Annotated in this window: 15 protein-coding genes; 13 read left to right on the forward strand and 2 right to left on the reverse strand. The window is 69.9% G+C overall.

Annotated features, from left to right (window positions below):
- Positions 1 to 86: 86 nt before the first annotated feature.
- Together Q673_RS22200 and rpmE are read right to left on the reverse strand one after the other, a co-directional pair.
- Complete coding sequence (locus Q673_RS22200) at positions 87 to 1,355, reverse strand: malic enzyme-like NAD(P)-binding protein (RefSeq protein ID WP_023004842.1); 1,269 nt, start codon at positions 1,353 to 1,355, stop codon at positions 87 to 89.
- A 189-nt stretch (positions 1,356 to 1,544) separates the two neighbouring features.
- Entirely contained in the window at positions 1,545 to 1,757 is a 213-nt protein-coding gene (gene rpmE / locus Q673_RS22205; protein ID WP_023004843.1) for a 50S ribosomal protein L31, read from the reverse strand.
- 20 nt (positions 1,758 to 1,777) lie between these two features.
- On the opposite strand from rpmE, the gene Q673_RS22210 reads away from it, so the two are divergent.
- The 13 genes from Q673_RS22210 to tatC all read left to right on the forward strand — a co-directional run bounded on the left by Q673_RS22210 (position 1,778) and on the right by tatC (position 14,412).
- Positions 1,778 to 4,159 carry a primosomal protein N' gene (locus tag Q673_RS22210; protein WP_043524234.1) on the forward strand — a complete coding sequence of 794 codons (2,382 nt, stop codon included), beginning with the start codon at positions 1,778 to 1,780 and terminating at the stop codon, positions 4,157 to 4,159.
- Between the two features lie 148 nt (positions 4,160 to 4,307).
- Positions 4,308 to 5,993 (forward strand): arginine--tRNA ligase, encoded by a 1,686-nt coding sequence (argS, locus tag Q673_RS22215; protein WP_023004845.1) that lies wholly within the window; start codon positions 4,308 to 4,310, stop codon positions 5,991 to 5,993.
- Between the two features lie 3 nt (positions 5,994 to 5,996).
- Positions 5,997 to 6,740: an SPOR domain-containing protein gene (locus Q673_RS22220; protein ID WP_023004846.1), complete on the forward strand. Its 744-nt coding sequence runs from the start codon at positions 5,997 to 5,999 to the stop codon at positions 6,738 to 6,740.
- A gap of 236 nt (positions 6,741 to 6,976) precedes the next feature.
- On the forward strand, positions 6,977 to 7,510 hold the full coding sequence (gene hslV, locus Q673_RS22225) for an ATP-dependent protease subunit HslV (protein ID WP_023004847.1): 534 nt from the start codon (positions 6,977 to 6,979) through the stop codon (positions 7,508 to 7,510).
- Between the two features lie 10 nt (positions 7,511 to 7,520).
- Positions 7,521 to 8,843, forward strand: a complete 1,323-nt coding sequence (gene hslU, locus Q673_RS22230) for an ATP-dependent protease ATPase subunit HslU (RefSeq protein ID WP_023004848.1) — start codon at positions 7,521 to 7,523, stop codon at positions 8,841 to 8,843.
- Positions 8,844 to 9,025: 182 nt separating this feature from the next.
- Positions 9,026 to 9,409 (forward strand): gamma-butyrobetaine hydroxylase-like domain-containing protein, encoded by a 384-nt coding sequence (locus Q673_RS22235; protein WP_023004849.1) that lies wholly within the window; start codon positions 9,026 to 9,028, stop codon positions 9,407 to 9,409.
- A 95-nt stretch (positions 9,410 to 9,504) separates the two neighbouring features.
- The gene (ubiE, locus tag Q673_RS22240; protein ID WP_023004850.1) at positions 9,505 to 10,272 is read left to right on the forward strand and encodes a bifunctional demethylmenaquinone methyltransferase/2-methoxy-6-polyprenyl-1,4-benzoquinol methylase UbiE; all 768 of its coding nucleotides are present in this window, start codon (positions 9,505 to 9,507) and stop codon (positions 10,270 to 10,272) included.
- Positions 10,273 to 10,279: 7 nt separating this feature from the next.
- Positions 10,280 to 10,918, forward strand: a complete 639-nt coding sequence (locus Q673_RS22245; RefSeq protein WP_031217581.1) for a ubiquinone biosynthesis accessory factor UbiJ — start codon at positions 10,280 to 10,282, stop codon at positions 10,916 to 10,918.
- Positions 10,918 to 12,540 (forward strand): ubiquinone biosynthesis regulatory protein kinase UbiB, encoded by a 1,623-nt coding sequence (ubiB, locus tag Q673_RS22250; protein WP_031217582.1) that lies wholly within the window; start codon positions 10,918 to 10,920, stop codon positions 12,538 to 12,540. The genes Q673_RS22245 and ubiB overlap by 1 nt, the downstream gene beginning before the upstream one ends.
- Positions 12,541 to 12,569: 29 nt before the next feature.
- A complete protein-coding gene (locus Q673_RS22255) occupies positions 12,570 to 12,905 on the forward strand; it encodes a phosphoribosyl-ATP diphosphatase (protein WP_023004853.1) in 336 nt (111 codons plus the stop codon).
- Positions 12,906 to 12,955: 50 nt separating this feature from the next.
- Positions 12,956 to 13,228 carry a Sec-independent protein translocase subunit TatA gene (tatA, locus tag Q673_RS22260; RefSeq protein ID WP_023004854.1) on the forward strand — a complete coding sequence of 91 codons (273 nt, stop codon included), beginning with the start codon at positions 12,956 to 12,958 and terminating at the stop codon, positions 13,226 to 13,228.
- A gap of 6 nt (positions 13,229 to 13,234) precedes the next feature.
- Entirely contained in the window at positions 13,235 to 13,648 is a 414-nt protein-coding gene (gene tatB / locus Q673_RS22265) for a Sec-independent protein translocase protein TatB (RefSeq protein WP_023004855.1), read from the forward strand.
- Entirely contained in the window at positions 13,645 to 14,412 is a 768-nt protein-coding gene (gene tatC, locus Q673_RS22270) for a twin-arginine translocase subunit TatC (protein WP_023004856.1), read from the forward strand. The genes tatB and tatC overlap by 4 nt, the downstream gene beginning before the upstream one ends.
- Positions 14,413 to 14,462: the final 50 nt, after the last annotated feature.

Raw genomic sequence — 14,462 nt, forward strand, 5'->3', positions numbered from 1 at the left:
ACCCGGCGCCTGCCACCCTGCCCGGACACGACAAGGCCGGCCCCTCGGGGCCGGCCTTGTCGTTGTGGCGACTGGCGTCTGCGGCATCAGCCGCCGTAGACGTCGTCCACGGTCTTCAGCGGGTAGTGGGCGGGATAGGGCTTGCGCGCCACCCCAGAGTCCACCGCCGCCTGGGCCACCGCCGAGGAGACGCGCTCCAGCAGGCGCGCGTCCACCGGGGTGGGGATGATGTAGTCGCGGCCGAAGCTCATGCTCTCCTTCTCGTAGGCCACCAGCACCTCCTCGGGCACCGGCTCCCGGGCCAGGTCCTTGAGCGCATGCACCGCCGCCACCTTCATCTCCTCGTTGATGCGGGTGGCACGCACGTCCAGGGCACCGCGGAAGATGAACGGGAAGCACAGTACGTTGTTGACCTGGTTGGGATAGTCCGAGCGACCGGTGGCCATGATCACGTCGTCGCGCGCGGCGAAGGCGTCGGCCGGATGGATCTCCGGGTCGGGGTTGGAGCAGGCGAACACCACCGGGTTGGGTGCCATCTTCTTGAGCTGCTCGGGGGAGAGCAGGTTGGGGCCGGAAAGGCCCAGGAAGACGTCGGCGCCGTCGATGGCGTCGCCCAGGGTACGCTTGTCGGTCTCGGTGGCGAACATCGCCTTGTACTGGTTGAGATCCTCGCGCCCGCTGTGGATCACCCCCTTGCGGTCGAGCATGTAGATGTTCTCGGCACGCGCGCCGCAGCTGACCAGCAGCTTCATGCAGGCGATGGCCGCGGAGCCGGCCCCCATGCAGACGAAGCGCGCCTCCTCGACCGACTTCCCGGCGATAGCCAGGGCGTTGAGCATGCCCGCCGTGGTGACGATGGCGGTGCCGTGCTGGTCGTCATGGAAGACCGGGATGCTGCACTGCTCGATCAGCGTCTGCTCGATCTCGAAGCACTCGGGCGCCTTGATGTCCTCGAGGTTGATGCCCCCCCAGGTATCGGCGATGCGTGCCACGGTGTCGATGAAGGCCTGCGGGCTCTCGGCATTGACCTCGACGTCGACGGAGTTGATGCCGGCGAAGCGCTTGAACAGCACGCCCTTGCCCTCCATCACCGGCTTACTGGCCAGCGGGCCCAGGTTGCCGAGGCCGAGGATGGCGGTGCCATCGGAGATCACCGCCACCAGGTTGCCCTTGCCGGTGTAGCGGTAGGCGTTCTCGGGGTCGCGGGCGATCTCGCGCACCGGCTCGGCGACGCCGGGGCTGTAGGCCAGCGAGAGGTCACGGGCGGTGGCGGTGGGCTTGGTCAGCTCGACAGAGAGCTTTCCGGGAATGGGCTTGGCGTGATAGTCCAGCGCTGCCTGTCTTGCGTCAGTCATGCTTTGTGTCCGCTCAGGGTGAAGTCGTGATCCAGAGTATAGAAAAAGTTTCCATATCTTTACAGCACCTTGCATAGCCGCCCGATCGACGCTCATTCGACGCCATTGTCGACATTATTCCGGCCAGATACGCAAGAACCCGCCCAAGGGGCGGGTTCTTGTCACGCACGGCGAAGAGCCGCAACGCGATCAGCGCTTGAGCGCGGCGCCGAAGCGCTTGTTGAAGCGCTCGACGCGACCACCGGTGGTCGCCTGCTTCTGCTTGCCGGTATAGAAGGGGTGGCACTGGGAACAGACGTCCAGCTCCAGGTCGTGGCCGGCGGTGGAGCCGACCTCGAAGGTGGCGCCGCAGGAGCAGGTCGCGGTGACCGCCTTGTATTCGGGGTGGATACCTTGTTTCATCTTGGGCCTCGTTGCGCTGTATGCCGCCACCTGATCCATTGCCAGGCACCGCATACGGTTGTGATCCGGTTGCCGAGCAACCGCGGAAACTCACCAGGAATCCCCGCCACGCCGTATCGGCATTTCGGGGAGCGCCGCATTCTACCAGAGCCGCCACCGGAGGCCAATTGCCTGACTCCCCCGCCCCTCGGGTGCTGCGCGTCGCCGTGCCCTCGCCGCTGCGCCGCCTGTTCGACTACCGCCCCGCCCGCGAGGCGCCGCCCGGCGGCTGGGCGCCGGGACTGCGGGTGCGAGTGCCCTTCGGGCGCCGCGAGGTGGTCGGCGTGGTGGTGGCCTGCCTCGACCACGGCGAGCTGCCGCTCTCGGAGCTCAAGCCGGCGCTGGCCTGTCTCGATGAGGCCCCGCTACCGGCGGACTGGCTGTGGCTGTGCCGCTTCACCGCCCGCTACTACCAGCACCCGCTGGGGGATACTCTGCACCAGGCGCTGCCGGTGCTGCTGCGCCAGGGGCGCCCCCTGGCCGGGCGCACCCGGGAGCGCTGGGCGCTCACCACCGCCGGCCGGGACGCCGGCCCCGAGGCCCTCGCCCGCGCCCCGCGCCAGGCGGCGCTGCTGGCCATGCTCGCCCAGCACCCCCACGGCCTGGCCAGCCAGGCGATCCTCGCCCAGGCCTTCAGCCGCGACCAGTTGCGCTCGCTGGCCGCCAAGGGGCTGATCGAGCGGCAGGAGGAGGCGCTGAGCGCACCGGCCCGCCCCGACGCCGACCACCTGCTGGCCGAGCCCGCCCTGCCCCTCAACCGCGAGCAGGCCCAGGCCCTGGCGGTGCTCCACGAGCGCCTCGATGCCTACCACCCCTGCCTGCTGGAGGGGGTAACCGGCAGCGGCAAGACCGAGGTCTACCTGCAGCTGATCGAGGCGGTGGTGGGACGCGGCCGCCAGGCGCTGGTGCTGGTGCCCGAGATCGGCCTCACCCCCCAGACCCTGGCACGCTTCCGCCGTCGCTTCCGGGTGCCGGTGGTGGCGCTGCACTCGGGGCTCACCGACCACGAACGCCTGGACGCCTGGGAGGCCGCCGCCAGCGGCCGTGCGCCGATCGTCATCGGTACCCGCTCGGCGATCTTCACCCCCCTGGCGCGGCCCGGGGCGATCATCGTCGACGAGGAGCACGACGGCTCCTACAAGCAACAGGACGGCCTGCGCTACCATGCCCGCGACCTCGCCGTGGCCCGCGCCCACCGCCACGCCATCCCGGTGCTGCTGGGCAGCGCCACGCCGTCGCTGGAGAGCCTTGCCCTGGCCCGCCGCGGCGACTGGCGCCACCTGCCGTTGACCCGGCGCGCCACCCGCCACGCCCCGGCGGCGCTGGAGCTGCTCGACCTGCGCGGCCGACGGCGTCTGGGCGGCCTCGCCCCGCCGGCGCTGGAGGCGATCGCCGAGACCCTCGCCGCCGGCCACCAGGTGCTGGTGTTCATCAATCGCCGCGGCTTCGCCCCCACCCTCGCCTGCCACGCCTGCGGCTGGCTGGCCGAGTGCGACGCCTGCGACGCGCGCATGACCCTGCACCGCCGCCCACCGCTGCTCGCCTGCCACCACTGCGACCGCCGCCGCGCCCTGCCCGAGGCCTGCCCCGAGTGCGGCAGCATCGACCTGCGCCCCCTGGGCAGCGGCACCGAGCGTACCGAGGAGACCCTCGCCGAGCGCTTCCCCAAGGTGCCGGTGCACCGCATCGACCGCGACAGCACCCGCCGCCGCGACGCCTTCGAGGCGGTCCTCGCCGAGGTGCGCCGGGGCGAGCCCTGCCTGCTGGTGGGCACCCAGATGCTGGCCAAGGGGCATCACCTGCCCCACGTCACCCTGGTGGTGGTGGTCAATGCCGATGCCGGCCTCTACGCCAGCGACTTCCGAGCCCTGGAGCAGGGCGCCCAGCTGCTGGTGCAGGTGGCCGGCCGGGCCGGGCGCGCCGCTCACCCCGGCCGGGTGCTGGTCCAGACGATGCACCCCGACGACCCTCACCTGCGCCTGCTCGCCGAGCGCGGCTACGCGGCCCTGGCCGACCGCCTGCTGGAGGAGCGCCGCGCCGCCGCCCTGCCCCCCTTCCGCTTCCTCGCCCTGCTGCGCCTGGAGAGTGCCCGGGAGGAGGCGGTGGGCGAGCTCGCCCGACGCGCCGCCGCGGCCCTGCGTGGCTGGCTGGCCGAGCGCGAGCTGGCGGTGGACTGCCTGGGGCCGGTTCCCGCCCCCATGGAGCGCCGCCAGGGCCGCTACCACCTGCAGCTGATGCTGACCGCCGAGCGGCGCAGCACCCTCCACGAGGCCGGCGCCTGGCTGGCCGCCTGGCTCGAGGCTACCCCCGAGGCGCGCCGGGTGCGCTGGTCGCTGGATATCGACCCCCAGACGCTGAGCTGAGCGTCGCCCTTTAAAGCCGCCCCACAATTGCCGATAATGGCCGGCCGCGCCGCCAAGGCTCCCCATCCATGCCCGCATCGCACGAGCGCCTCGTCACCGCCGGTTCATCGGCCGCTCGCCGCGACGCCACAGGACATTCCGACGCCTCATGAAAGAGACCATCGTTGCGCTGCTCGAGGACGCCCTCGACTCCCTCCGGCAGCAGGGCGTGCTGCCCGCCGACCTCTCCCCCACCATCAAGGTCGACCCCACCAAGGACAAGACCCACGGCGACTACGCCACCAACCTGGCCCTGATGCTGGCCAAGCCGGCGGGCCGCAAGCCCCGCGAGCTGGCCGAGGCGCTGGTCGGCGCCCTGCCCGAGAGCGACGCGGTGCAGAAGGTGGAGATCGCCGGGCCCGGCTTCGTCAACTTCTTCGCCGCCACCGATGCCGCCGCCCAGGTGGTGCGCCAGGTGCTCGACGCGGGTGACGCCTTCGGCCGCAGCCTCACCGGCCAGGGCCGCAAGGTGCAGGTGGAGTTCGTCTCCGCCAACCCCACCGGCCCGCTTCACGTGGGCCACGGCCGCGGCGCGGCCATCGGCGACTGCCTGTGCCGCCTGCTGGAGGCCACCGGCCACGACGTCACCCGCGAGTTCTACTACAACGACGCCGGCGCCCAGATCACCAACCTGGCGCTCTCGGTGCAGGCGCGCGCCAGGGGGCTCGACCCCGAGGACGCAGGCTGGCCGGCGGATGGCTACCGCGGCGGCTACATCATCGATGTGGCCAACGCCTACCTGGCCGGCGAGACCGTCCACGCCGACGACCGCCACGTCACCGGCAAGGGCGACCCGGACGACCTCGAGGCGATCCAGGGGTTCGCCGTGGCCTACCTGCGCCGCGAGCAGGATCTCGACCTCAAGGCCTTCGGTGTGCATTTCGACGTCTACTTCCTGGAGTCCTCTCTCTACCGCGACGGCAAGGTGGAGGCGACCGTCGAGCGCCTGATCGAGAAGGGCCACACCTACGAGCAGGATGGCGCCCTGTGGCTGCGCACTACCGACTTCGGCGACGACAAGGACCGGGTGATGCGCAAGTCCGACGGGCAGTACACCTACTTCCTGCCCGACGTCGCCTACCACCTCGACAAGTGGCAGCGCGGCTTCGAGACGGTGATCAATGAGCAGGGGGCCGACCACCACTCCACGGTGACCCGGGTGCGCGCCGGCCTGCAGGCCCTGGAGGCCGATATCCCCAGGGGCTGGCCCGAGTACGTGCTGCACCAGATGGTGATGGTCACCCGCTCCGGGGTCGAGGTGAAGCTCTCCAAGCGCGCCGGCAGCTACGTCACCGTGCGCGACCTGATCGACGAGGTGGGCCGCGACGCCACCCGCTTCTTCCTGGCCGCACGCCGCGCCGACTCCCAACTCACCTTCGACATCGACCTGGCGCGCTCGCAGTCCAACGACAACCCGGTCTACTACGTGCAGTACGCCCACGCCCGGGTGTGCAGCGTGGCGCGCAAGGCCGAGGCGGAGGAGAAACCCTTCGACCACGCGCTGGCCATGCAGAGCCTGGCCCTGCTGGAGGCCGACCAGGAGAAGGCGCTGCTCAACCGCCTGGCACGCTTCCCCGAGACCGTGGAGCACGCCGCGGCCTCCCGCGAGCCCCAGCAGATCGCCCAGTACCTGCTCGACCTCGCCGCCGACTTCCACACCTGCTACAACGCGGTGAAGGTGATGGTCGAGGACGACGCCCTGCGCAACGCCCGCCTCGCACTGGGCCTGGCCACCCGCCAGGTGCTGCGCAACGGCCTGGACCTGATGGGAGTCGGTGCCCCGGAGGAGATGTAAGCCATGGCCACCCGCAAGCCACCCGCCAAGAAGCGCGGCGCCACCAGCAGCCGCCGCCAACCCACCAGCAGGACGCGACGCGAGTGGCGCCTGCCCGGCTGGCTATGGGGGCTGACCGGCCTGGTGGCGGGCTTCCTGCTCTCCCAGCACCAGCATGGCGTGGCCCCCTGGCAGGACGAGGACTCGCCGCTGGCCCGGGTGCTGCCGCGCAGCGCGCCGCCGCCCGGCGAGCCCGCACCAGCGGCCGAATCCGAGGCGCCGACGATGCCGACCTTCGAGTTCTACACCCTGCTGCCGGAGTCCGAGGTGATCGCCCCGGGCGGCGAGATGCCGGCCTCCACCGCCACGCCGCCACCGGCCGAGGCGCCGGAGGCCGAGGCGGCGACGGCCGAGCGTGAACCCGATGCGGACCCCATCGCCGAGGTGATCGCCGCCAACCTGGCCAGCGAACGCCAGGCCCAGGCCGAGGCCGCCGACACCCGGGCCACCCCGGCCACCACCGCCTCGGGCCAGCGCTTCATGCTCCAGGCCGCCTCCTTCCGCGAGCCCGGAGATGCCCAGCAGCTGCGCAGCCGCCTGCGCGACTTCGGCCTGCTGGCCCAGGTCAGCGAGGTCAAGGCGAGCGGCAACCAGACCTGGCACCGGGTGCAGGTGGGCCCCTACCAGGACCGCCGCGAGCTCTCCCGGGCCCGCGACCTGATGGTCACCCAGGGCATCGAGCCGCTGCTGATCCAGCTCAACGACTGACCTCCTGCACGCCTGGGCAACCTCGGTCGGCTCGGCTCGGCTCGGCTCGATAGCGCAAGGCGCCGGGCAAGCCTTGCGCCATGTTGCCCCGTGCGATGGGTCTCCCACGCACGCGGCGCTTGAATTCTGGGCCGCACGCCCGCACCTAGTCCCCTCAGACCGCTTCGTCACGGCGCCCGTCAGGGCGCCGAAAGTCATCGGGAGCCGATCACCCGCTCCCCCAAGGAGTCCCCTCCATGACCACGATCGTATCCGTTCGCCGCGGTGACCAGGTGGCGCTGGCCGGTGACGGCCAGGTGTCGCTGGGCAATACCGTGATGAAGGGCAACGCCAGCAAGGTCCGCCGCCTCTACCGCGGCGAGGTACTGGCCGGCTTCGCCGGCGGTACCGCCGACGCCTTCACCCTCTTCGAGCGCTTCGAGGCACAGCTGGAGAAGTACCAGGGCAACCTGGTCAAAGCTGCCGTGGAGCTGGCCAAGGAGTGGCGCACCGACCGCGCCCTGCGCCGCCTCGAGGCGCTGCTCGCCGTGGCCAACAAGGACGCCTCGCTGATCATCACCGGCAACGGCGACGTGCTGGAGCCCGAGGGCGGCATCATCGCCATCGGCTCCGGCGGCAACTACGCCCTGGCCGCGGCCCGCGCCCTGCTGGGGAACACCGACCTCTCGGCGAAGGAGATCACCGAGAAGTCGCTGGCGATCGCCGGCGATATCTGCGTGTTCACCAACCACAACGTCACCCTCGAGGAGCTGCCTGCCAAGGCGGGCTAAGGCCGATACCATGACCCAGATGACCCCCCGCGAGATCGTCCACGCCCTGGACCAGTACATCATCGGCCAGCAGGATGCCAAGCGCGCCGTGGCCATCGCCCTGCGCAACCGCTGGCGGCGCATGCAGCTCGACGGCGACCTGCGCCAGGAGGTGACACCCAAGAACATCCTGATGATCGGCCCCACCGGGGTGGGCAAGACCGAGATCGCCCGCCGTCTGGCCAAGCTGGCCCGCGCGCCCTTCATCAAGGTAGAAGCCACCAAGTTCACCGAGGTGGGCTACGTGGGCCGCGACGTAGAGTCGATCGTGCGCGACCTCACCGAGGCCGCCATCAAGCTGGTGCGCGAGCAGGCCAAGGAGGAGGTGCGCCACCGCGCCGAGGACGCCGCCGAGGACCGCATCCTCGACGCCCTGCTGCCGCCGCCCCGTGGCCAGGAGGAGGCGCCCCGCCAGGAGAGCGGCACCCGCCAAGCCTTCCGCAAGAAACTGCGCGAGGGCGACCTCGACGACAAGGAGATCGACATCGAGGTCTCCCAGCAGGGCCCCAACCTCGACATCATGACCCCGCCGGGCATGGAGGAGATGACCAGCCAGCTGCAGAGCCTCTTCTCCGGCATGGGCAAGCAGAAGACCGAGACCCGCCGGGTGGCGGTGAAGGACGCCTTCGCCCTGCTGCGTGACGAGGAGGCCGCCAAGCTGGTCAACGAGGAGGAGATCAAGGCCCGTGCCATCGAGTCGGTGGAGCAGAACGGCATCGTCTTCCTCGACGAGATCGACAAGGTGGCCAAGGGCAGCGGCCAGTCCAGCGGCGGCGAGGTCTCCCGCGAGGGGGTGCAGCGCGACCTGCTGCCACTGATCGAGGGCTCCACGGTCTCTACCAAGTACGGCATGGTGAAGACCGACCACATCCTGTTCATCGCCTCCGGCGCCTTCCACCTCTCGCGCCCCTCGGACCTGATTCCCGAGCTGCAGGGTCGCCTGCCGATCCGCGTCGAGCTCAATGCCCTGACCCCGGACGACTTCAAGCGCATCCTCACCGAGCCCTCCGCAGCGCTGACCAAGCAGTACCAGGCGCTGCTGGCCACCGAGGGGCTCGACGTCACCTTCAGCGACGACGGCATCGAGCGCATCGCCGAGATCGCCTGGAAGGTCAACGAGGGCACCGAGAACATCGGCGCACGCCGCCTGCACACCGTGATGGAGCGCCTGCTGGAGGAGGCCTCGTTCCGCGGCAGCGACATCGGCAGCCCGCTGGTGATCGACGCCGCCTATGTCGACTCCCAACTCGGCGAGCTGGCGATGGACGAGGACCTGTCGCGGTATATCCTGTAAACCCAGCCGTAAGCTTTAAGCGATAAGCTGTAAGCAACCCCTCGGTGGCGCGGTCCCGATAGCATCACGATCACGGAACTGCGCCCCAAGGAGGCGTTGCGAGCAGGAACTGGCCGCAGGCCACTTACGGCTTAAGGCTTACAGCTTAAAGCTCCGGGCGAAGCCCGGTACCGAAGGTGCTTATGACAGCCCCCATCCCCACCAATGTCCACTACCACCAGCAGGCCCGCGAGCTCGAGCTGACCTACCCGGGCGACGAGCGCTATCGGCTCCCTTGCGAGTACCTGCGGGTGTTCTCCCCCTCCGCCGAGGTGCGCGGCCACGGCAAGGGCCAGGAGACCCTGCAGGTGGGCAAGAAGTTCGTCGGCCTCAAGGACATCACCCCCACCGGGCGCTACGCGCTCAAGCTGCACTTCGACGACGGCCACGACAGCGGCCTCTACAGCTGGGACTACCTGTGGTGGCTGATCCAGCATCGCGAGGCCAACTGGGCAGAGTACCTCGAGCGCCTGGAGGCGGCCGGCGCCAGCCGCGAACCGCTGGGCATCGAGGTCCGGCAGCTCTAACCCGCGTCAAGACAAGCGATGCCGCCCGAGGCTACAATGGCGCCCATTCGAGGCAGCGACCTCTTCCCATTGCAGCGATTCGGGAGCCCCATCGCATGAGCGCCAACCACAGCTCCAGGGACGACACGACCACCCACTTCGGCTACCAGGAGGTCCCCCTCGAGGAGAAGGCCTCCCGGGTCGCCGATGTCTTCCACTCCGTGGCGGCCCGCTACGACGTCATGAACGACCTGATGTCGTTCGGCATCCACCGCCTCTGGAAGCGGCTGACCATCGAGCGTGCCGGCGTCCGCCCCGGCCACAGCGTGCTCGACATCGCCGGCGGCACCGGCGACCTGACGCTGAAGTTCTCGCGGCTGGTGGGCCCCCGCGGCCGGGTGGTGCTGGCCGACATCAACGAGTCGATGCTGCGGGTCGGGCGTGACAAGCTGCTCAACCACGGCGTCGGCGCCAACGTCGAGTACGTCCAGGCCAATGCCGAGTGCCTGCCCTTCCCCGACAACACCTTCGACTGCATCACCATCGCCTTCGGCCTGCGCAACGTCACCGACAAGGACGCCGCCCTGCGCTCCATGGCCCGGGTGCTCAAGCCCGGCGGCCGCCTGCTGGTGCTGGAGTTCTCCAAGCCTGACAACCCCCTGCTTACCAAGGCCTACGACGAGTACTCCTTCCGCCTGCTGCCGCGCATCGGCCAGGTGGTGGCCAGCGATGCCGACAGCTACCGCTACCTGGCCGAGTCGATCCGCATGCACCCGGACCAGGAGACCCTCAAGGCGATGATGGAGGCAGCCGGCCTGGAGCGGGTCGAGTACACCAACATGACCGGGGGCATCGTCGCCCTGCACCGCGGCATCAAGCTCTGAGGTGGGCATGGCGTTGACCCCGACCCTGCTGCTCGCCGCCGTCGAGCGGACCCTCAACGGCCTGCTCGCCCGTGACCCGGCGGCGCCCGGTCGCCTGGCGCGCCTCGCCGGCCAGCGGCTGCTGGTGCGCCTGGAGAATCCCGCGCTGGCCCTGGCGCTGCACTTCCATCCCGAGGGGCTCGACCTGCTGCGCCCCGATGACGCTGACGAGGCGGACTTCGACGCCGTGCTGGAGCTCGACGCCGAGACCCTCGGCGCGCTGCTCGGCGGCGCCGACATGGAGCGCCTGATGTTCCAGGGCAGGCTCGCGGTGCGCGGCCGCATCCCGCTGCTGGAGGCGACCCGAGACCTGCTCCTCGACCTCGACCTGGACTGGGAGGGCGAGCTGGCCCGCTGGCTCGGCGACCTGCCCGCCCACAGCCTGGCCGAGGGGCTGCGGCGCCTGGGCCGCTTCGGCCTGCGCACCCGCGAGGAGTTCTGCGCCGACCTCGCCGAGTACCTGGTTGAGGAGGCCCGCCTGCTGCCCGGCCGTCCCCAGGTCGAGGTGCTGCGCGACCACCTCACCGAGCTCGAGGTCACCGCCGACCGCCTCGAGGCGCGCCTCGCCCGCCTGCACCGGCGCCTCGCCGGCGGGGCCGCGCCATGATGCTGCTGCGGCTGCTGCGCATCCTGTGGGTGATCACGCGCTACCGCCTGGACACCCTGATCCCTGCCGAACGGCTGCCCTGGGTGCTGCGCACCCTGCTCAGGCTCTCGCCGCTGCGCCTGGTACCCATCGGCGAGCGCAACCGGGGCGAGCGCCTGCGCCTGGCGCTGGAGTCGCTGGGGCCGATCTTCGTCAAGTTCGGCCAGGTGCTCTCCACCCGCCGCGACCTGCTGCCGGAGGACATCGCCGACGAGCTCAAGCGCCTCCAGGACCAGGTGCCCCCCTTCCCCGGCCACGAGGCCCGCGTGGTGGTGGAGGAGGAGCTGGGCCTGGCGGTGACCGAGGCCTTCGCGCGCTTCGACCCAGAGCCACTGGCCTCCGCCTCCATCGCCCAGGTGCACGGCGCCCGGCTGCATGGCGGCGAGGAGGTGGTGGTCAAGATCATCCGCCCCGGCATCGAGCGGGTGATGCGCCAGGACATGGCGCTGCTCTATCGCTTCGCGCGGCTGCTGGCGCTGGTCCCCGAGGCGCGCCGCCTGCGCCCGGTCGAGGTGGTACGCGACTACGAGGTCACGCTGTTCGACGAGCTCGACCTGCACAAGGAGGCGGCCAACACCTCCCAGCTCAAGCGCAACTTCAAGGACTCCGCCCACCTCTACGTGCCGGGCATCCACTGGGAGCTGACCCGCCAGCGGGTGATGGTCCAGGAGCGCATCTACGGCATCCCGGTGGCCGATGTCGCCGCCCTGCGCGCCCAGGGCACCGACCTCAGGAAGCTCGCCGAGCGCGGGGTGGAGATCTTCTTCACCCAGGTGTTTCGCGACAACTTCTTCCACGCCGACATGCACCCGGGCAACATCTTCGTCTCGCGCCAACACCCCCACGACCCGCAGTACATCGGCATCGACTGCGGCATCGTCGGCAGCCTGACCCGCGAGGACCAGGACTACCTGGCCCGCAACCTGCTGGCCTTCTTCCACCAGGACTACTATGAGGTGGCGGCGCTGCACATCGAGTCCGGCTGGGTCGGCGAGAACACCCGGGCCAACGAGTTCGCCGCGGCGATCCGCACCGTGTGCGAGCCGATCCTCGAGAAGCCGCTCAAGGACATCTCCTTCGGCCAGGTGCTGCTGGGGCTGTTCCAGACCGCACGCCGCTTCGATATGGAGGTGCAGCCCCAGCTGGTGCTGCTGCAGAAGACCCTGCTCAACATCGAGGGGCTCGGGCGCCAGCTCTACCCGGAGCTCGACCTGTGGCAGACCGCCAAGCCCTACCTGGAGCGCTGGATGGAGGAGCGCGCCGGGGTCAAGGGGCTGTGGGCCTCGCTCAAGCGCCAGGCCCCGGAGCTCAGCCACCGGCTACCCGAGCTGCCCACCCTGGCCCACCAGGTGCTGCTCCAGGCGGAACTCGAGAAGCGCCAGCGCCGCCGCCAGGGCGAGGCACTCGGCGGCATCCGCCGCCAGCTGGAGCACCAGGGCCGACGCGGCCGACGGCTGCGCCTGGGGCTCGTGCTGCTGGCCCTGGCGCTGGCCTGGCAGCCGCTGGCCGAGTGGGCCGGCGGCCAGCCCTGGCCGGCCCTGGCCGCCGCCGCCCTGGGCCTCGCGCTGCTGGCCTGGCACTGATTCTTTCGCGATTCACGGAGACGTCACCGATGAGCGATATCCTCGAACGGCTGCAGGTTGTCCTAGATCGGCGTCGCGACGCCGACCCCGACGACTCCTACGTGGCCTCCTTGCATCACAAAGGCCTGAACAAGATACTCGAGAAGGTCGGCGAGGAGGCCACCGAGGCCCTGCTCGCGGCGAAGGACGCCGAGCACGGCGGCGAGGCCGAGCGCCAAGCGTTGATCGCCGAAACGGCTGACCTGTGGTTTCATAGCCTGGTGATGCTGTCGCATCTCGGGCTCGACCAGCGGGCGGTGCTCGACGAGCTGGCGCGGCGCTTCGGTATCTCGGGCCACGACGAGAAGGCCGCCCGGCCGCAATAGACCCATTCGGCTCCCGGACAGCCCGGGACCACGTTTCAGAGGAAGCGCACATGTTAGGTGGTATCAGTATCTGGCAGCTGCTGATCGTTCTCGGCATCATCATCCTGATCTTCGGGACCAAGAAGCTGCGCAATGTCGGCACCGATCTCGGCGGCGCCGTGAAGGGCTTCAAGAAGGCGATGAACGAGGACGAGAAGGGCGAGAAGTCCGACGAGGAGGGCGAGGCACAACCCCAGGCCCGCGTCGACCACAAGGAAGAGCCGACGAATACCTACGACGTCCAGGCCGAGCGCAAGCCCGAGGAACAGGAAGAGCGCAAGTAAGCCGCCATGTTTGACATCGGCTTTCTCGAACTCCTGCTGCTGGGCGTGGTGGGGCTGCTGGTGCTGGGCCCCGAGCGGCTGCCCAAGGCGGCGCGCACCCTGGGCCTGTGGATCGGCAAGATCAAGCGGACCGTCTCCGGCATGCAGCGCGAGATCAGCGCCCAGCTGGAGGCGGAAGAGCTGCGCCAGAAGCTCGACGAACAGCAGAAAAAGCTGGACGACAGCGTCAACCAGGTGAAGCGTGGCATGGAAGGCATCGCCGAGCCCGAGCGCCCCGCCCGGGGCGAGACAGGAAGCGGCGAGCCGCCGGCCCGCCCCACCCCGGAGCAGCGCCTGGATGATGCCCTGGCCCGCGCCCGCGAGGGCACCGACGCCTCGCCCGAGCCCTCCTCCGCCGACAAGGACGCCCCCGAACGATGAGCAACCCCGGCGACTCCCCGGAACAGCACCAGGCGCCGCTGATCGAACACCTGATCGAGCTGCGCTCGCGCCTGCTGCGCGCGGTGGTGGCGGTGCTGGTGATCTTCCTCGGCCTCTACGCCTTCGCCAACGACATCTACCTGTTCGTGGCCCAGCCGCTGATGGCGCTGCTGCCGGAAGGCTCCCAGATGATCGCCACCGAGGTGGCCTCGCCCTTCCTGGCGCCCTTCAAGCTGACCCTGGTGACAGCGGTGTTCATCGCCGTACCCTATGTGCTGCACCAGGCCTGGGCCTTCGTGGCCCCGGGCCTCTACGACAACGAGAAGGCGCTGGCGCTGCCGATCCTGGCCTCCAGCGTGCTGCTGTTCTATGGCGGCGCGGCCTTCGCCTACTACGCGGTCTTCCCGCTGCTGTTCGAGTTCTTCACCCAGACCGGGCCGGAGAACGTGACGGTGATGACCGACATCAACGCCTACCTCAACTTCGTGCTGAAGCTGTTCTTCGCCTTCGGCGTGGCCTTCGAGATCCCCATCGCCACCTTCCTGCTGATCGCCTCCGGCGCCACCACGGTGGAGAGCCTGTCGAAGAAGCGCCCCTACGTCGTACTGGGCTGCTTCGTGGTGGGCATGCTACTGACGCCCCCGGACGTGATCTCCCAGAGCCTGCTGGCGATTCCCATGTACCTGCTCTACGAGATCGGCCTGCTGTTCGGGCGCCTCGCCCGGCGCAAGAAACAGCAGCGCGAGGCGGAGGACGACTCCTAAGCTGGAAGCTGGAAGCTGGAAGCTGGAAGCTGGAAGCTGGAAGCTGGAAG

This window comes from Halomonas sp. PBN3, from assembly GCF_000475415.1.
GTDB classification, from domain to species: Bacteria; Pseudomonadota; Gammaproteobacteria; order Pseudomonadales; family Halomonadaceae; genus Halomonas; species Halomonas shengliensis.